Here is an 18,155-nt window from a genome sequence, read left to right as displayed (position 1 = left end):
GCTATTGGAAAATTTATTAGTGAAGAGGCAAAATTTCCTTTAAAATACAACGATGCAAAAAATAGTGATGTAGAGTTTGATAAATTATTAACTTATGATCTTATCGAATCTGTTGGCGGCGGTTGGCTTGTATCCGATAGATTAGTCAATATTATTGATATGAATTTCCCGAAAGAAGTCCAATTTTTTAGATCTACCTTTAATTATAAGGATAAAATATGTGATAGTTACTCGGCCATAAATATTTATAACAGAGTGGACTGTTATGATCTGGATAAAAGTGAATTTGTAAAACATCCTGTTGATGGTTCATATAAATTTTCGAAAATAGCACTAAAAAAAGAGCCCCTTGAAGAATATGGAATGATATACAACATTGTACGAAATTCCTTTGATAACAAAGTTGTAGTATCAGAGCTTTTTGTTGAACATATAAAATCAAATCAGATAAATAGCATTACTTTTAAGAAGGCGTAACATTTTAAACTATGATTGAGGTTGTAAGCAATACAAGGATTAATGGCGTTTTTCTGAAACAGAAAAAAAGATGTCTACAGGAAGAGATGGAAGGTATTAAGTATTACTTTGAACTTAATAAAGAAAATGAAATAGTAACATTGTCTGTAAGAAATGTAGAAAGTTTTATTTTTGATGGGCAGATCTTGACATTTGATATGGTTGATTCTTTTTTAAGCCAAAATGAATATATCAGAAGAGGAGATTTATACTATTTTGCTCATTTAAATTTAAATCTTTATTTAAATTTCGAAAAGGAAAAGTTTCTTGAAATATTAATATATGATGAAGAGGTCGCTAATGAGTATAATTATAAACATATGGCTGATTAAAATATGGAGTATTTAAATTTTATACCCTATGAAAGTATTGGTGATTACCGTTTTGGGGTTGATTTATCAATACTGTTTGAACTGATAAGTACTGACCATAGAGGAGATATTGATTTGTCGTCTAAATATATAATTCAATACGATGATATGGGGTATAGATTTGATAAGGGAAAGTTTACTCAACTTTATGTTAACTTGGAGGTGTTTATTGGGAAAATATCTATGTTTAATACTGATCTTACAAACGAAATTGGAATAGAATTACTGATTGCCAAAGAACCTAAAATTGAAAGAAAGGCGCACTATATTTTTACTGAATTCGGCTTAACAATTAGTAAGGACAAAAAGGAGCTGTAATTCTTTGACGAGAGTTTATTGGTGAATTGGCAATTAGTGAAAAGACCCATTACCAGTTGGTAGCGGAAAATTCTCAAAAGATTGAGTAATTACATGGAAAACTATTTTGGAATATTTGAAAAAACAGCGAAATATACACCTATTGGTTTGTCTGAGGGTATTTTACCATTCTGATGGAATGTAGACGAGTTTAGGTCATTAATTCAATACCATTTAATGATCTGTATGGAAGCTGTGACGAATATTTGCTTGCTGCTAATATTCTACCGGATGGCTTGAAATGCGGTCTTTCCTTCGGGAATGTGGAGGTAGAGACTGATAAACCTCGCCATTGTATTCCCTTTTTCATTCTTATATTTACCCCATAACGCATATTCCTTTCTTAAACGAAAATCAGAACTTGTCAGTTCCAAGCATACCAGCTTACCGTCTCCATACAGCACCATCTTATAGTTTTCCATTGGTTGCATCTGAAAAGAAGAGTCCTCAAAAAGCAGTAATTCATCTTTTACTACATCAAGGATTTCCTGCTGCTTTGTATAGCCACTTTGACAAATTTCGGCCTGAGATTTAAAAGTTAGTCCAAAATAATCGTCTGTCTTTCCATCATTGATCATGTTCCACACCTGCTGATAAGCTGCTTTTGTTTTTTGAAGCAGTTCCCTTTGATCCATTTTGCTTAGATCTTTGCTAGTGCTCCAGCTTTTATTTTCATAGGCGACCTGGGCATCAAACGTGAAACTATGTTCATAATAGTTCTGTCCTGCAGCAATAAACGTTTTGCCATCAGGCTGCTTTAAACTGTGATGTTCAATAAGAACCTCTTTGCTCATGTAAGGATCATCCTTCTTCATGTTAACTTTTAACAGATTAAGATCAACTTTTGTCCAATCCGGTAGCTTATCTATAACATCCCCATTTTCACGCTTTCCTATAGGATATAACTTATAGGTAATCTTTTGTGGCCCGCTTTTTAAGATCATCAGCTGAACATCTACCTCAGCACTAACCTGTGCTTCCTGAAAAAATTTAAATGTTGGAACGTCATTCACCAAAATTTCAAAAGTACAACCCTGAATATCCTTTATTTCCAGAAAATAGTATGGCTCTTCCGGATAATGCTTTATTTTCTTCAGCAATGAGTCAGCGAAATTATCACGGGTAACATCTGCATCAGATGCAATGAACATATTAACCCCTTCCTGCTTAGGAGAACAGGAAATCAAAAAACACATTATTGAAATGCAGAAACCGACTTTAATCATGGATGAAACGTTATAACTTCAAATGTAGGCTTTCCTTCCGATATGGAAGCGAATTCATGTGCCATTATGAGATGAAGTATGTTATCCGGTTTATTTAAATACAGAAATATAAAATTTGTTCGGGGTAAACCAAAAACTCAATTTATCAGGTAAATATAACTATTATCGTAATCTGTTACGTGGTTTGTTTCCTTGAACACCCAGTAAAACTATCATAAATTCTGACTTTAAAGACCATAAACGATTAAAATAGTTATATATTAGTTCTACACTCATTAGCAAAACAAGCTCTTTTGATACAACAACCTTCTTGCTTAATAAAAAATGAAAACACAAAAACAGGATTTATAGCAGGTTTTTGGTTTAAAAATCAATGCGTTTTTCACTAAATAGGTTTCATAAAATCAATGATAAAGATTAGCGTACAGCGGCTGTGTGTGTAGGAAAATAAGCAAATGAAAAGAAACAGGATTAAACCGGAAAAGGGAATGGTTGTTACCATTCCGCTTACCAATGACCAGTTTGGGCTTGCGATAATAATTGAAGTACGCGAACTTGGAGAAAGCATATACCATACTGTATGGAGCTTTTATGATTTTATGTCTCCTGATAAAGAAAGTTTAATTAAAAAATTAGAGGATGAAAACTACTTTAGATTACCTTTTTTGGTTTGCGGAATGGATTATGAAGAACTCGAGAAGGGCAAATGGCCGGTAATTGGAAAATTGGATACTCATATAACAAACATTGACCTTTCCAATCCGGATATTTTAGAAAAAATGATGAGGGAGTCAATCGCAGGGGTAATGCTGCTTGAAATGTATCTCGGTATACAACGATGGAGTTTATATAAGGATCCACTGTATTTAGATAAACGTTTATTGCCAGGATTTAAACGATCTGCTAATATTTTAGAATAATTAAAACATGAATGATAAGGTCTAAAGGAGGGTGCTTAAAAATAAAAAAAATTAAATATGACAATTTCTCAATTTGATAAGACAAAACCTGTGATAACAACAGTTTTTGTGGTAAAGCAAAAATCACCGATAACTGAAGTGGTTTATGATACGGATGGTGATTTACAGATGTTAGGAGATGAAGATTCTGAAGTTGAAGATGCTATGGTTCTGTCTTTGGAACAGATTCTTGACTTGGATAAAACACTTCTGGATTTACCGGATTTGGAGTTGGGTATGCGATACTTTCGTAATCATATTGGGGATGATTGGCAAGATTTTAAAGATTAAAAAGACATTCTTTAAGATTGATATAATAAATGGCCGCTTGTGTAGTGGGAACAGTAAAATGATTAAATAATGATTGTAAATAAAGAAGTTATACTTTCATTGGGACTTTTATCTGAAAAAGACAAAAGCTTTTTTGGCCTGTTTTGTGTTAAAAGAATCTCTGGATTATATGAACTGTTTGATCATTTAATTGAACTTGAAAAGTTAGAATTTCCAAATAAAAATTATGAGCTTATTAGTGGTATTATAAAATATCTTGAAGAGTCATTGTTAAGTAATATTGATATTCAAAGGTCAACTATAGAGGGGTTTACAGATGAATTAAATTCAATACCATTTGATGATTTATATGGGAGCTGTGATGAATTTATGCTTGCAGCTAATGTTTTATCTTCAATTGAAAATCTCCTGAATTTTCATGCTAAAAAAGGCGAAAAGTATATTGTTAAATGCATTGATTTATTAATTAATACAATTAATACCATTGTTTCGCAGCATCTGTTTAATATAGATGATGGTATTAGTTATGAAGAAAAAGAACATGTTTTAGCTAAGCACTACGCTAGAGAAATTGAAATCGAGTTAACATTTATTGAAATGTTAAGGAAAAATGCGAGTGGAAATGAGCTAATGGCTTTTATCAATGATCATTTGATTTTTATTTCCCAATATGAAAATTCATTTCCTAACCCGAATCTGTAAAGTACCTATATATTTTTAAAAATGAAAAGAGGAAGTAATTTTATTAAACGTTTAGGAGTTTTTTTTACAAAAAAAGACGAAATTGAACTTTCGAATCTATTAAGACTTCAATTTAAAAACATTCTTTTTATTGATACGTCTCGAAGCGATTCCAAAGAGATAAAATTCATAGATGACCTTTCCTTAGGATTCAAGGGTAAATCAATTTTAAATACAGATATCTTTTCATTAGAAGATTATAAAACTCTGGTGAATTTGCAGGAAGGACCTCATTTTGGGTTTCCCATAATTGGCAAAGGATTAATACAGTATGTCTCTTCTGAAGTGGCAGGATATGACACTGAATGTCTAAAAGACGGCTATGTTAGTGGATCTTATCATGTTAATGATGAATTGACAGCTAATTTTGTTAAACAGGTTTTTAAAATAATTGGTCAATACGGGCGAAAGGTTTATTTAGTGTCCAGAACAAGGGATTTACAAGCGGATGTGCCCGAGAAGCAGCTTTTGGTATGGCCCGATGCGGCAAAAACGTACAATGGTGAGAATCAAAATTATTTAACACAGACCCGGGAAAGGTGGCTGGTTCCAGATGTTCCTGATTAAAAATGAAATATTGAATCTGTAGAAACAGGTATATTATACTTTTAGTAGAAAGTTTTCCTTTTTTAAATCTAAGAATTAAGGAATATTATGTGTACACTACATGTACGAATTTACAGTTCGATTACTATAAGTCTGCCAACCGCTTTTTGGGAAAAGAAACTTACGAAAGGTTAAAAAAAAAGGGATACAGTAGGGGTTATTTGAAATGTCGTAAAAATAAAAATCTTGCAGTTACTGTGCTTTTGAGATTAAAGACGTTTACTTTAAGAGAAAATGCTGAATACTAAATAAAAAGACCTTGGAATTTTATAATTAAAGACTTTGTTATGGGTAATATAGAATATACTAAAAAACTTATCTCATTAATTATAGCTACTGATTTTAATTTTAAAGATGTCAAAAGACTGGCTGATATATATACAAAAGGGGATGAGATTGAAAGAGAAACTATAAGAAAAGAAATTGTTGATACAAAATGTAGTTTGAAGATTCTTTCTCTATCTGAAGGGTTAGCAGAGCTTGCTTACAATGAAAAAAAACATGAATACATTGAAATTGCTTTAACCTTGCAGTCAATTGAAGACTTTAGTTTGGATCCAAGAGAGAATATTGTTTACTTATCAGTTATATGGTTTGTGATGGAATATTTAAAAGTAGACAAAACAAAGTTGTTCGATGATGTGATAAAAATATCAAGTCATAAAGCATTGCTCTATTTACAGGAATTTTATAGTACTCCCCCCGAAATGAAATCGATTAAAACTATGGGGTTAAAGGCTGTAGTTAAAAATTCAAAGATAATATTTGAACTGAAAGCACCCCCATGGTTGCGTAATACAAAAGTATAAGGGGTGACACAAGTAAATACTTTTGAAGTAAAAACGTTTATAATCAGGAATTAACAATCTGCGAGATATTTTAGAATACTGCTGATGCAATATCAGATCTTCACTAAATAGAATAAAATGAAATTATTAACAATTGAAAAACTGCTAGAGTTCTTAAACACGGAATTCAAAGATGTTGATCCAGAAATGGTCGATGATTTACTATTAAAAGGCAATGATGCAGATGAAAAAAATGTTAATAGTTTAATGGATGAGCTAGAAATAGAGAAATTACCTAAGGACTTTGTGGATTTGATCTGTAAATATGACTTTGGGAATTTTTCTATACAAAATGTACAATTCGGATATGAAGACAATTATTTCGAAAAATTGGAGGAATTAAATTCTAAAGATCAATACTGGTATAATGACATCAAAAAAAGGAATCTCATTGTAATAGGTTTAGGTGATCCATTTACGGCCCTTTTATCTCCAGATAATGGTGCTGTTTATGGTGTATCTCCAGAAATATCTTTTGGAACTGAGATCAAAATTGCTGACTCGTTTACTCATTTTATTCGAGGACTTGGCAGTGCTTTTTACGCGAAAAGAAATAATGTAAGAAATGAATTTCTAGAGTTTGCTGAGGAAGAATTTGGAGCGGCAGGATTGCAATTCTGGAAATATGCAATATAACTTACTACTAACTTGTTTACCGAAGGTGTTCCAAGGCTTGGGTCAATTGTCCTACAAAAGCCATACAAAGAGATTGATGCTGGGAGCTTCTGGAGATACTAGTATTTTCAACGTGTGCTAAAAAGTGTGGCCCATACAGAGAAAGATCTTAGCAAAAAACGGGTATATAAAACATCATTAATTATGAACAAGGAATACATCGATGAGTTGAAAGGAGAGGTTACATCAGCCCCAATGATTGAAGATAATCTTAAAGAACGGTATAGAATAAAAATTCTTGGTAGAGGTGAGGAGTTGTTTTATTTTGATAAGAAAAAAAATATAGCGGTAATTGTTGAAATTCAGGTAAGAAACGGAAGTGTTTTTAAGACATCTATACAGAGGTGGGACGACGGAACGAGAATAGATGATAGTGAAAAGGAAATAATTTTAAAACGTATTGTTAAGTATTTTCAATGTTTTCAAAAGATTGAGGCAGTGGTCAGGTAGTGGACATATAAACCGGAACTAGATGAATTGAAAAAAAGGATTATATTCTAAATAAGATAACTATGCCCCTAAATAAAAATGACTTTCATACATTAAATTTACCTTCTGATCTTCGTCATATTCTTGAAGAAGAAGGAGGTTGGGAATCAGAAGAATTTACACCTTTTTTTCCATTCGGATTTAGTTGAGGGGGCGTGAGAAGAGGGTGATATTTTGTTTTCTTCCCAATTTAGTCCTGATAGTCTTGGATTTGTAGTATTAAATAAAATTGTTTCTGCAAAAGGGTTTGATGAAAATGGATATGGCTGGACGGAATTTTTAATGCAGGAAATTGAAAAAATGGACCAACACCTTGTTGGCGGTCTAAATGTTGACCCTGAAGCAGAAACCTTTAGCATTGTAACTACTTCGAGAAGTTCTTTTGAGGAATTATTATCTCATCTAACGAAGTTGTTTCAGGAATTGAAACAATAACAGTTTAGATCAGATAGATTTAGGGTTTAAACCCATCAGTTAAAAATATAGAAAATGCAAAAAGTTGAAATACGTACTATGGTTAATAAGGAGGCGCTATATGAATAAAAATTTAGTAAAAGATGTAAGTATATTTATGACTGATGATGACAATAAACTTTTTATGGAGTATCTGCAAAAATTATCAGAAGTTGTTTTAATTGACACAAAGCCTACCCAATCCAATAAACCGAAAATAATTGAAAGTATTGATGAAGCTCTTCTGTCTGAAGTGGTTATTCTAAATGCAAATTTACAGGCACTTTCAAATTATGAAAAGAATGTCGTTGAAATAGGTGGATATTATCATTTTGCAAATACAGGAGAAGGTATTTTACAATTGCTACGTTCAAAAATTTCAAGCTACCATAAAAACTGTCTGATGAATGGGAGGTTAGCTGCTTCTTACTGCAGAGATGATACTGATAAATGGGTAAAAGAGATCTTTAAATGGATAAAAAAGACATCTGCAAAAGTTTATCGAACTTCTATTACTAGAAATTTATCGGCAGATGTTGCTGAACGGAATTTTTATGCCTTACCAACTGCAGCAAAAACTTATGATGGAACTGATGGTAAGTACCTAACTGTTGGTAAAGATATTTATTGTGTGCCAAAATAAACTAAATTTAAACAAATATGGTTCTTGTATAGGGCAATGTTTATACATCACCTATATTTAGTGATAAATATAGTTATAGCCTGCAACTGGGGTTCTGAGGACATAATTTAAGTAAGATTGGATAAAAAAAAGGTCATTATTAAAAAATCGAGAAAATGCAAAAAGTAGAAGTGCGTACAATGGTAAAGAAGACTGAGTTAGAGGAAAGTCCTAAACTTTCTTCCAAAGTAAGAGAATACTTGTGGCAATATATTTTTGATAATTTATTGGTTCAAAAGAAGATAATGGTTGATGATAAATACAACTATAGTGTGACGTTAGATTTAAATAAATTTAATCCGGAAATCCATAAATTTTTCACCGATTCACCCTTTAATACAGATAGCAATAAGTTTAGACCTGAGCCGAAATTTAATCAGCAAGGCAATCTGAAATTTGCCAACATAAGAGTGGTCTCTAAGGAGATGGATAAGGATATTTCGCCTACTGACTACGCAAATATTGTATATGATGCGTTTGGTTCATTTTTAATCCTTATTTCAAAAAAAATAGATAAATCGGAATTAGACGAACTTAAAAAAGGATTAGACTATGAATATATAAACAGTTTTAATTATCCTGCGACAATCGAAGAATGCAAGTTCTTTTTGTTCTAAATAACTAGGTATGCTAATAAACAAAATAGACTTTTATACGTTGAATTTACCTTCTAATCTTCATCGTGTTTTGGAAAAAGAGGGAGAATGGGAATCAGAAGAATTTTTGCCTTTTTTTATAAATGTTGATTTAGTTGACGGGGAAAGCTGCAGATGATTATGCAAGAAGTCAGGCCAATAAGTCCAGTAAAAGAGATGCTGCCTTGCGCAGAACACAGGCAAGGCAAGATGCCTCATTAAAGCGGGAACAAGCCATCGCTCAGGCAAAACAAAATGCAGCCAATAATGCCAGAAATAATGCGTTGAATGATAAAGCACAACGAAACAAGGTCTTTCGCGCTAAACTAGGTGGTGTAGTGGGAGGATTTTTAAAAAGTTGGGCCGTTGGGGTGATCATTGGTATTGCAAATAGTGTGGGTAAGAGTGCCGCAAATAATGCAATTGATGCCAGAGCAGAAGGTTGGGAAAATGAAGTAATTAAAAAACTAGGATTGAATGCCGTAGCCGTATTAAAATAATGAAAGAAGATAAAACTAATTTTTTTGCACTGATTTGGTCCAAAATATTTTTTCCCCTGGACTCTGTTTCCAGGCTTTGTATTCAAGGTGGATTGTCCTTAGTGATCATTTTGATCTTTTTTACCTGGCAGTATATCGCAATTGGTAAGACTTTAGATGATAAAGAAGTAAGTGGAACAATTACGGAGGTTCTGGTTGGCTCGAAAGGTGGTGGAGTGGGAAAATATAGTGGTAAGTCAAGGTACTATTACATTCGTTTGAAGCAATATAAAAGAACGTTTCTGCTGGAAGATGCAAGTATATTTGAAAACTGGAGATTTGGAAAGGACGACTTTCAGGTGGGCGCTCAGCTTTCATTTAAAATTCAGGAAAAAAGCGTTGTTGATCTGAATAAAGAGAGTGTTTATAAGGAAAACAGTCGGTATAACATCTTATGGCCGGAACTAAAGTCATGTACAAAAATATACGGAGCTAAGGTAAATGCACAAGAAATATTGTCGGAAAATGCAACGGTAAGAGGACAGGTTTACAATACCTGGTTCTGGCTTTTCATTCCATTATTCATTTATGGAATTGCACTTTTGTTTATCGCGCTCTTCCCGCTATTGTATCCGCCAAAATATAAAACACAGAATTAAAATGTATTCCAAAATATATAACTACAAAAATGTAGGTATTGTTTATTCTTATAGGGCTTTACATTCCTTAAAATTCATTGATCTTATCGCTGAGGACCTTCTTGACGAGTATGAAATAGCAATGGATTTTGAGCTGAAGTTAATTGGAAAAGGCTCTTCCGGAGCCTCTGTTTTTAACATTAAGATCATTCAGCTCTCATTGCCGGAAATAATTTCGGAGACACTAACTCCAGCTATGCTGGAGTACAATACCCGGTATCAGAATATCACATCAGAACTGCAAATCAGGCTGACAGAGAATGGTTCAATAAAAGCGCTGGAAAATGTCGTTGAGCTAAAACAAAAATGGATTTCTTTAAAAGAATCCATAGCAAAGGAACCACAAACAGCAGAATTAGAGGCGTTGAAGGAGCGTGGTGAACTGGCTTATGGCAATGCCTTTGAATATGAAGACACATTAAAGTCCTCTCTATTCTTTAATTGCTTGTTTTCGGAGTTTTATAACCGTTTCCACATTCAGGGAGCTGAATTGTCGGAACATGAGGTAAGGTCTTCTCTCTTTCCCGATTTGATGATTCCCGTTACCGCATATTTTGATTATAATTCCGAGAATGAATCTGTTGTGATTTCCAAAGATTTTGATCTGGGTAAGACCGGTCTGATAAAAGAACATTTCGATTCCCTGGCAAATGAGGATAAATTTGATCATTATTTCTACCAGGAGAATGCAGCTTACTTTCTCGATCAAAACGATCATTTAAGCTCCGTCGAATTGATCCGTAGAGAGACACTAAATGGAATGAATGAGGTAATAGACCATATTCAGATCTGGAAACAATAATGCTGGTAATTAATCGTAATATTCAATTTGATGATTGTAAAAATCAATGTAGAAGATAAGCAGATTCTGCATTTTAATTCCTTTCAGCTACAGCAGCAGTTTAACCAGCATCATTATTTTGAACTGCGGTTCAATCATGATGAAATTGGATTGCCGAGTTTAATTAACCTGGACAATAGCAGGGATTTTGTGGGTAAAACCCTGACTGCTTCTTTTGGTTACGGGAATGACCGGGTTCAGGATCTCGCCGGCTTGGTGACTAAAGTTGAGCTGGCGCAAAATCATGGTTATCATGGCTTTCAGGTCGTGAGTGGTTACAGTCCGACGATATTAATAGACCGCGGACAGGATCTAGACTCTTATCTGGATAAAACATTGTACGAGATTGTGAACCTAGCCACCAATGGCACTCCGAAAAACGATTTGAGGTTTGCAATCAATGCCACAAGGAAGGCGCCAATAGATTATTACTATGTATTATAATAAATTATTAACAGCGCTTTTTCTGATAGTTATCATAAATAGTTGTGCACAAGAAAAAGGAAAACAAAATAAAAAAGAGATCGTAGAATTTCAAAGCAAAATGTATGATAAAATAAAGAAATTTGATAAGCGACCGCTTTATTCTCTACAGGTAAATAAGAACAACTGCAGGGTATTGGTTTTGTGTAATGACATTCCGCATTGGCTTACTTTTTACGAGAACGATGGAGAAAGCATGGCCCCTTACTTAAATAACTACATTCCAAAATCTGGTAAGCAAACAGTTACTGTACAGGTGTTTCCGAAGGAGGGAGAGGAGTATATTGCCGCAAATGCCGACCTTGATTTAAAAGTACGGTATGCTGCAGATAAAGAGGATGGCGTAGACACCCATCGTGTCTTGGCCAGCGCTGAGTTACCTGAAGACATTGGCGACCGAAAATTAAAGTACTTTGAAATAAAGATACCTTTTGAAGCAAAGGTCCCCTTCGATTTCAGCAAGGATCTGGAGCAGGCTCAGGAGCTAAAAAATATAGCAGACATAGAACAAAAAGTGGTAAAAAAATATCAGCAATTTAAGGAGCTTTTAGTAAAAGGTGATGGCTTGTCTTTTGCAAAAGAATTTGAATACAGTGATTTAAAAAGTTGCACCTATTTATATGCAACTAAAGAGGAACTGATCGCCGCAGATAAAAGTGACAATGCTGATATTAGCAGAGTAAGATTGGATGTTAAAAATAGAAAAGTACATCCGATAACAAATTATGAGATGGTATTTTTTGCTGGCGGGAAATTAGTGCTTCTAAGGACGGCTAAAGATAAGAAGGACATGCTAAGAGTTGAATATGATACAGAAGCCGGAACAGATGGCGATGAAAAACCAGCTATTTTATACCGGCCGGCCGGTAGCACTGAATTGAAGGTTTGGTAATAGGTATAAAGAAACTGCTTGAAGAAAGATGCTGAAAAAGCGAGTATAGACCCGCTTGATAACGAAGTTACAATTAAGTTGTTTTCAAAGTTCCCGGCTGTTACCGAAGGAGAGGAGCTCATTGTGCTTGCCCAGGAAACCCTTTTTGGCTGTATTTTTTTCTCTACATGCCTTGCCTCTGTTATATTTTATCTGATTGATGTAGGTTTTCTCGCCCTCTTCTTATTTAATTTAGTGGTTATTATCGTGGGATATCTATGGAATTATAAATACAATATTCGTAAAAAACCGATATTAAAAATTAACAAAGCGGGGATTACTCATAAGAACTCTTTTTATGAATGGCATAGGATACATAATATGGTTTGTGCCGAAGAATATAATGGAGAAAGAGGTGTATATGATGCTACGTATATAAAATTTAAGTATGGCAACGCAATTAAAACAATCTATATTGATGGGTTATCTAAAACTAAGGACGAAATCATTCATTACATCTGTTCTTTCTCAGCATCAGGTTTATGATGCACGGGGAAGCGAAGGGACACTTTTAACAACGAAACATGAACTTGGTCTGAAGATCAGCAGCGAGGGACTGCAATCTAAATAACATTTTTTGTTAGCTTAACTTTTTGATATAGCACACAAGATTGGTTCTGTCATATCTAAATTGATATGTTTTTACTTTAGTCTTTGAAATCCTAAATTTCATCAATACTAAAGGTCACTGCTATTTAACGCAGTAATGGTTTTAACCTTTGATGCTTCTATATCCCCGGTTACTTCACCATATTTAGACTCCTTTAAACCCAGTTTCTTTTTTAATAGTTCCTGAACTGTGATGATCATTCCCTCTAGCGCTTTCTCCTTCTTTTCTTCTGGAATTGCTTTCTTTATGTGTTTCAGAATCTCATCTTTAGATTTAGGATGTTTGAACCATATTTGCCGCATTGCTGTGGCTGCGTATCCTCTTAATTGAGGATCGGGGTCGTTTAGTAATCGTTCATTTAAAACTTTCAGATCAATTTTAGTCCCTATGGTATCATATGGGTTTTCAGATTTTTTCAGGGCTTCATAAGAAGCGTAAAGGCTTTTTATATCCATTCTATTTTTGATGATTACTGATCACAACTGCTATTCAATTAAATTTCAGCTGGTCATCGGTTCATAACTTAAACCTTTGACCTTATTTTTTACCAGCAGCTGATATAGCTTTTGAGAAATGATTGTGGCCCTGACGGTAAAGCCTCCCGCTCCAAAAAACTCTTTAGTCTCAAAAAAATCAAGGTCACCAGGTGCCGACTTAAAATCTGGATAAAATCCAATTCCGTTCAGTATGTATTTGTTGATTTCCCAGCCTGCAATACTTTCTATTTCATTGATATGTTCTGCTTTAATATCCAGATCAGCATCAGATATACCTTGGGGGACCAACTGCAATACGCTTTTCAATACATTATGTGATTTATATTCCAATACAGGCAGAGATTTTATCCCCAAGGGTTCAAATATGGCTTTATAAACTTCAGGTTTAACAAAGATTGAATCTTGTATCCAGAATGCGGAACCAATGGACGAGCTGTCCCAGCTCGGTTCCTTTTTCAATTTATAACTTCCTATTTGTCGGCCTTTCAACATGCCAAATTCCGGATCTGTATTTTTAATTTCAAAAACATCCTTGAAATAAGGATACAGGTCAAAAGGAAATTCACATCCAGCCGATTCCGGTTGGGGATAGCCCAACAACTTTGCAGGGTAAACATGTAGAAACGAAGAGCCGCACCTGTCTTTCTCAGAAAATTCAGTTTCCAAACTAATGGAACTTTCCCATTCTTCAGCAATGACGCTCTTTATTTCCGCAAGTTTAGCATGGTCAGCATCGACTAGAAAGGCATCAAAACCTTGCTTTACATCTATTGCCAATACCTTTAATTGCTGCACTTCTTGCTTACTAAAATCTTTAAATACCCGGTATCTTATTTTCATCGCATTATGAATATGAATAGCCAAACCAGTTTTTTTCCTAACACTTTTTACCGTTACCCTAATCGAACAACGCCAATACACTAAGATTCAATTAACATTTAAGTATAAAACCCAGGCTGCCTTTATAAATAGTTTTATAAAATGAAGCTGGTAAAACCAGCTTTTTCAAATAGATCAGAATTTCTTTTTCCAGATTCTTTTTATCTGTTTCACTCATTCTGATACAACTGATATTTTCCCCTTCCTTCAATATAGTTTGAATTTTTCCCTTACCATCTACAACAAAAGAAAAGCTGAACATGATTTTATCACAATGAGTACAGTCGGATTTAATCTTTTTCGAAGCCAGAAATGGATTCAGGCAAGTGGTTATAAAATCAGTGTTGATTGTGGCCCAGTTTATTGCCTGCGTCTCTTGGTTTACATTTATTGATATACTATCCTTGGTTTTAGCAGTTGGCAAAGGCGATTTAACCGCTGTAATTTCCGATATTGTTTCAGCCGCCACCGCCGCCGATTCTTTTTGAGTTGGGCTATTACACTGACACAGGGTCAATAAATAGAAAAAGCTGATGCAAAAAGCACCTGCGGTTTTCATATATGCCGGTACTGTTTTCCTGTAAAATCGAAGTTTGATTTGAAAGCGCATAGGTTATAATTTTCAAAGCAATTCACAACAACACCTGTTAAATTTATGAATGATACTCTGGTTGGAATTATAGTAAAAATACAATTTTGAAAGCAATTCAAGTAAGTCAGATCCAAATAAAGATGGCATAGAAGGATATTTTTGTCTCATCAATTGGCTGCAGAGCGATTTGATCACGGAAGAAATATTTACTTGAAAATTTCTTTCAAGACAGACTACGCGTTCATAATGAGCAAAGTAGGGATACTTTAGGTCTGCGTTTTAATGATGGTGGTTATGTACGTATGCTCGATATGAGCAGGTTTAACCACAGATTAGACACAGTAGGGAGTAATATGATCTACAATTTATTTAAGTAGGTTGGCTATTACTTCAGGGATATCAGTTACCAAAGGAGTAATGTACAGGATTCCTTTCCTGTGGTAACGTCTGTTTTTGGTTGGGAGTTTCAACAGTGTTTTTAGCGTTTTATTAAAAACGTATAAAAAAGTATTCTATTTTTAAGTTTTGGAAGGTATATATCTGTCTGCTGTATTCAAAAAAAATAAAATTGTCAACGATAAAAAATCAAAAACTACGTTAGATAATTGTTAGAACAATCAGTCTCTGTACTCATGAAAAACGTTTCTCGGATAAGCATTACATTAGCCACTTTTAATAGTGGATCTCCATTAATTTAAATAACGGATAATGAAAGTATTACTTTATTTAGCCTTTTCATTTAAGTTATCAATTATCAAACAATCAGGTTGTTACAAAAGATTCAATAAACGATGGTTTATCCTATCAGCGCTAAGCGGGAAATAAAATGGTGAAAATTGTACCCTCTCCTAAGACAGAAGCCACTGAAATAGTGCCATTATGATTTTCAACAATTCTTTTGCAAAGCGCTAATCCTATGCCAGTGCCGGAATGATTTGTTGTAAGCCGTTTAAAAGGCTTAAAAGCAATTTCTGCATACTGCTGATCGAAACCGATTCCATTATCTGATATTGTAATTAAATGGTATTGACCTGTATCATTTTTCACTATTTCATGTTGAATTACGATAGAAGGGTAGCCGTTATTGAATTTAATAGCATTGTGTATCAAATTATTGAAAAGTTGATTCATTTGTATCGGAATTGCATCTATGACAGGTAAAGATGAAACTGTGATTATTGCTTTTTTCTCCTCTATCAGCAGGTCTAGTTCACCAATAACTTCGGTCAGTATATCCACTAGATTTACAGATATAAATTGATTTTTGTCAGACGATAACCTTGAAAAATTAAGAATATCTTTTATTAAAGAAACCATCTTATCAGCTGAAATACTCATTTTATCAAGATAATTATTGAGTAGTTCCTTATCATCTGTATTTTTTTTTGCTAGATTAATAAACGTCTGTATTTTCCGGATGGGTTCCTGAAGATCGTGTGAAGTAATATAGGCAAACTCTTCCAACTGTCTATTTTGCAATTCTATACTTCTGGTATCACGGGCTTTTTCTTCTTCGGCAAGCTTTCGTTCGGTAAGGTCACGTGTTACTTTTGTAAACCCGATGACATCTCCATCATCACTATGTAGGGCAGTTATTACTACCGATCCCCAAAAAGTACTACCATCATTGCGAACCCGCCATCCTTCATGTGTGGCACGGCCATTTAAAGTAGCGCTATTTATCAGTGTTTTAGGTAACTTTGAAGCCCGATCTTCTGGCAGGTAGAACAGACTGAAATTTTTCCCTAATATATCAGCTTCTTTATAACCTTTAATTTTTTCAGCTCCTATATTCCAGTTCTGTACATTGCCATCAAGATCGAGTAGCAGGATAGCATAATCCTGAACCTCTTCGATCATTTTTTTATACAGTTGTTCGCCTTGGGGTAGAAGCGAATTAGTACTATTTATCATGGTAAAGGGATTAGGTTAAAATAAATGGAAGATCATTTCCTTTAAGGATACTAACCACTACTTCTGATAGTCTGTCAATATCGGAGGTTTTGGATAAAAAGTGTGATGCTCCAAGAGCTTTTGTATCCTCTATATCTTTATGATAGGAAGAGGTTGAAAATATGATTATAGGAACTTTATTAAGATCAGCAGATTCACGGAAAATCTGGAGAAATTGTATTCCGGATATCAGTGGCATATTCAAGTCTAAAAAGATATAGTCCGGGAGTTCCAAAAATTCCGGAAATATATTTAAAGCCTCAACTGCACTTTCTGCAGTTTTGAGAGTATAACGGATGCCCGTCATGTCAAGAGCAATCTGAAAAAATTCACGATCATCCGGGTCATCATCGATCATAAAAATTTTTATTTTTCTTTCCATACCTAACTTTTAGTGAAACGTGAAGATAAGGTATTATAGGGGGAAAACTAAATAAATGCTTCCACTTTTGTCTTAAGTTAACATAGTTGTGATGAGGCATCATATCTCATAAATTATTCCTTTTTATGTTACTTATGGATTTTGATTAGTTCTTTTAATTCCAAAGCATTGATTATTGCAGCAGTAGAAGCCGTATTATTGAAATAAATATAAACCTCCTCGAAGTATTTATTTGCTGTTTCTTTTTTAAGAGTATTAATTGTCTCTATATCATATTTTGAATAAAATAGATTTGGATTGCCATGCATGCGTACATAACCGATTTTTGCAGTTTGTAGAATAATCGAAGGCAGACCAGGGTAACTGACAGAACATAATGTTATATTTTTTTTTCTGATTGTTTTGAAAACATCTTCCCTCCACCAACTTTCATTTCTGAATTCTACTACGTTCTTGAAGCCAGGATCTAATGAATTTATTATTAATTCGAGTTTTGCAGTTGTGTAACTAAAACTTGGCGGTAGCTGAAAAAGCACACAACCCAGTTTATCTCGTAGTCCTTCATGACATATAGCATAGAATTTTGCAATTTCTTCTTTACAATTTTCAAACTTGTGAATATGAGTAATAAGTTTAGGCACCTTCACACTAAACATAAAATCTTCTGGCGTTTTATTGTACCAATTTGACAGGGTTTTTACTGTAGGGAACCTGTAAAATGTGGAATTGAGTTCGTATGTATTAAAATGCTTACAGTAATAATCAAACCATTTATTTTTAGATAGTTCTTCGGGATAAAATAAGTACTTCCATGATAAAGTGGTATAGCTTGAGCATCCTATGTAAGGTTTTTCTTTTTTCATTAATAAAGTCTTTGGCAGTTAGTACAATAAAAACTACGACGCTTTTTTACTCCTGTATATTTTTTTGCATAGGCAGATTACAGCGAAGACATTTTTTT

The 18,155-nt window shown here is 33.9% G+C and carries 26 protein-coding genes; 19 read left to right on the top strand and 7 right to left on the bottom strand.

Annotation, left to right across the window (positions count from 1 at the left end):
- The 3 genes from EPI11_RS18990 to EPI11_RS09995 all read left to right on the top strand — a co-directional run.
- Window positions 1–477: imm11 family protein (locus tag EPI11_RS18990; protein ID WP_164879149.1), on the top strand; the 477-nt coding region annotated here is incomplete at its 5' end.
- 11 nt (window positions 478–488) lie between these two features.
- On the top strand, window positions 489–848 hold the full coding sequence (locus EPI11_RS10000) for a hypothetical protein (protein WP_128389823.1): 360 nt from the start codon (window positions 489–491) through the stop codon (window positions 846–848).
- Between the two features lie 3 nt (window positions 849–851).
- The gene (locus tag EPI11_RS09995; protein ID WP_128389822.1) at window positions 852–1,205 is read left to right on the top strand and encodes a hypothetical protein; all 354 of its coding nucleotides are present in this window, start codon (window positions 852–854) and stop codon (window positions 1,203–1,205) included.
- A 263-nt stretch (window positions 1,206–1,468) separates the two neighbouring features.
- Here EPI11_RS09995 and EPI11_RS09990 read toward each other — a convergent pair whose 3' ends face one another.
- Complete coding sequence (locus tag EPI11_RS09990) at window positions 1,469–2,470, bottom strand: hypothetical protein (RefSeq protein ID WP_128389821.1); 1,002 nt, start codon at window positions 2,468–2,470, stop codon at window positions 1,469–1,471.
- A gap of 455 nt (window positions 2,471–2,925) precedes the next feature.
- Here EPI11_RS09990 and EPI11_RS09985 point away from each other — a divergent pair, with 455 nt between their 5' ends.
- From EPI11_RS09985 to EPI11_RS09910, 16 genes are all read left to right on the top strand, one after another.
- Window positions 2,926–3,390, top strand: a complete 465-nt coding sequence (locus tag EPI11_RS09985) for an Imm26 family immunity protein (RefSeq protein WP_128389820.1) — start codon at window positions 2,926–2,928, stop codon at window positions 3,388–3,390.
- Window positions 3,391–3,447: 57 nt separating this feature from the next.
- Window positions 3,448–3,720, top strand: coding sequence for a hypothetical protein (locus tag EPI11_RS09980; protein ID WP_128389819.1), 273 nt, complete (start codon window positions 3,448–3,450; stop codon window positions 3,718–3,720).
- A 69-nt stretch (window positions 3,721–3,789) separates the two neighbouring features.
- On the top strand, window positions 3,790–4,422 hold the full coding sequence (locus EPI11_RS09975) for a hypothetical protein (RefSeq protein WP_128389818.1): 633 nt from the start codon (window positions 3,790–3,792) through the stop codon (window positions 4,420–4,422).
- Between the two features lie 21 nt (window positions 4,423–4,443).
- On the top strand, window positions 4,444–5,028 hold the full coding sequence (locus EPI11_RS09970; RefSeq protein ID WP_128389817.1) for a hypothetical protein: 585 nt from the start codon (window positions 4,444–4,446) through the stop codon (window positions 5,026–5,028).
- A 326-nt stretch (window positions 5,029–5,354) separates the two neighbouring features.
- Complete coding sequence (locus tag EPI11_RS09965) at window positions 5,355–5,876, top strand: hypothetical protein (RefSeq protein ID WP_128389816.1); 522 nt, start codon at window positions 5,355–5,357, stop codon at window positions 5,874–5,876.
- Window positions 5,877–5,993: 117 nt separating this feature from the next.
- On the top strand, window positions 5,994–6,551 hold the full coding sequence (locus EPI11_RS09960; RefSeq protein ID WP_128389815.1) for an SMI1/KNR4 family protein: 558 nt from the start codon (window positions 5,994–5,996) through the stop codon (window positions 6,549–6,551).
- A gap of 183 nt (window positions 6,552–6,734) precedes the next feature.
- Window positions 6,735–7,040 (top strand): hypothetical protein, encoded by a 306-nt coding sequence (locus tag EPI11_RS09955; protein ID WP_128389814.1) that lies wholly within the window; start codon window positions 6,735–6,737, stop codon window positions 7,038–7,040.
- Between the two features lie 213 nt (window positions 7,041–7,253).
- Window positions 7,254–7,514: an Imm51 family immunity protein gene (locus tag EPI11_RS09950; protein WP_164879148.1), complete on the top strand. Its 261-nt coding sequence runs from the start codon at window positions 7,254–7,256 to the stop codon at window positions 7,512–7,514.
- A gap of 100 nt (window positions 7,515–7,614) precedes the next feature.
- Window positions 7,615–8,175 (top strand): hypothetical protein, encoded by a 561-nt coding sequence (locus EPI11_RS09945; protein WP_128389812.1) that lies wholly within the window; start codon window positions 7,615–7,617, stop codon window positions 8,173–8,175.
- A 155-nt stretch (window positions 8,176–8,330) separates the two neighbouring features.
- Entirely contained in the window at window positions 8,331–8,831 is a 501-nt protein-coding gene (locus tag EPI11_RS09940; RefSeq protein WP_128389811.1) for a hypothetical protein, read from the top strand.
- A 134-nt stretch (window positions 8,832–8,965) separates the two neighbouring features.
- Window positions 8,966–9,349 (top strand): hypothetical protein, encoded by a 384-nt coding sequence (locus EPI11_RS09935; RefSeq protein ID WP_128389810.1) that lies wholly within the window; start codon window positions 8,966–8,968, stop codon window positions 9,347–9,349.
- Window positions 9,349–9,987 (top strand): hypothetical protein, encoded by a 639-nt coding sequence (locus EPI11_RS09930; protein WP_128389809.1) that lies wholly within the window; start codon window positions 9,349–9,351, stop codon window positions 9,985–9,987. Before EPI11_RS09935 ends, EPI11_RS09930 begins: the two co-directional genes overlap by 1 nt.
- Window positions 9,923–10,828 (top strand): hypothetical protein, encoded by a 906-nt coding sequence (locus tag EPI11_RS09925; RefSeq protein ID WP_164879147.1) that lies wholly within the window; start codon window positions 9,923–9,925, stop codon window positions 10,826–10,828. The genes EPI11_RS09930 and EPI11_RS09925 overlap by 65 nt, the downstream gene beginning before the upstream one ends.
- Before the next feature lie 30 nt (window positions 10,829–10,858).
- Window positions 10,859–11,311, top strand: a complete 453-nt coding sequence (locus tag EPI11_RS09920) for a hypothetical protein (RefSeq protein WP_128389807.1) — start codon at window positions 10,859–10,861, stop codon at window positions 11,309–11,311.
- Window positions 11,301–12,242, top strand: coding sequence for a hypothetical protein (locus EPI11_RS09915; RefSeq protein ID WP_128389806.1), 942 nt, complete (start codon window positions 11,301–11,303; stop codon window positions 12,240–12,242). Before EPI11_RS09920 ends, EPI11_RS09915 begins: the two co-directional genes overlap by 11 nt.
- An 18-nt stretch (window positions 12,243–12,260) precedes the next feature.
- Entirely contained in the window at window positions 12,261–12,767 is a 507-nt protein-coding gene (locus tag EPI11_RS09910) for a hypothetical protein (protein WP_128389805.1), read from the top strand.
- Between the two features lie 192 nt (window positions 12,768–12,959).
- Here the strand turns inward: EPI11_RS09910 and EPI11_RS09905 are convergent, their stop codons facing one another.
- From EPI11_RS09905 to EPI11_RS09880, 6 genes are all read right to left on the bottom strand, one after another.
- On the bottom strand, window positions 12,960–13,346 hold the full coding sequence (locus EPI11_RS09905) for a hypothetical protein (RefSeq protein WP_128389804.1): 387 nt from the start codon (window positions 13,344–13,346) through the stop codon (window positions 12,960–12,962).
- A gap of 45 nt (window positions 13,347–13,391) precedes the next feature.
- A complete protein-coding gene (locus EPI11_RS09900) occupies window positions 13,392–14,228 on the bottom strand; it encodes a hypothetical protein (protein WP_128389803.1) in 837 nt (278 codons plus the stop codon).
- Between the two features lie 91 nt (window positions 14,229–14,319).
- Window positions 14,320–14,826: a hypothetical protein gene (locus EPI11_RS09895; RefSeq protein ID WP_128389802.1), complete on the bottom strand. Its 507-nt coding sequence runs from the start codon at window positions 14,824–14,826 to the stop codon at window positions 14,320–14,322.
- 843 nt (window positions 14,827–15,669) lie between these two features.
- Complete coding sequence (locus EPI11_RS09890; RefSeq protein WP_128389801.1) at window positions 15,670–16,773, bottom strand: sensor histidine kinase; 1,104 nt, start codon at window positions 16,771–16,773, stop codon at window positions 15,670–15,672.
- A 10-nt stretch (window positions 16,774–16,783) separates the two neighbouring features.
- Entirely contained in the window at window positions 16,784–17,194 is a 411-nt protein-coding gene (locus tag EPI11_RS09885) for a response regulator (protein WP_128389800.1), read from the bottom strand.
- A 128-nt stretch (window positions 17,195–17,322) separates the two neighbouring features.
- Entirely contained in the window at window positions 17,323–18,057 is a 735-nt protein-coding gene (locus EPI11_RS09880) for a DUF72 domain-containing protein (protein ID WP_128389799.1), read from the bottom strand.
- Window positions 18,058–18,155: the final 98 nt, after the last annotated feature.

Source organism: Flavobacterium cerinum, assembly GCF_004028155.1.
Classification (GTDB): Bacteria; Bacteroidota; Bacteroidia; order Flavobacteriales; family Flavobacteriaceae; genus Flavobacterium; species Flavobacterium cerinum.
This window is presented reverse-complemented; position numbering and strand designations above follow the sequence as displayed.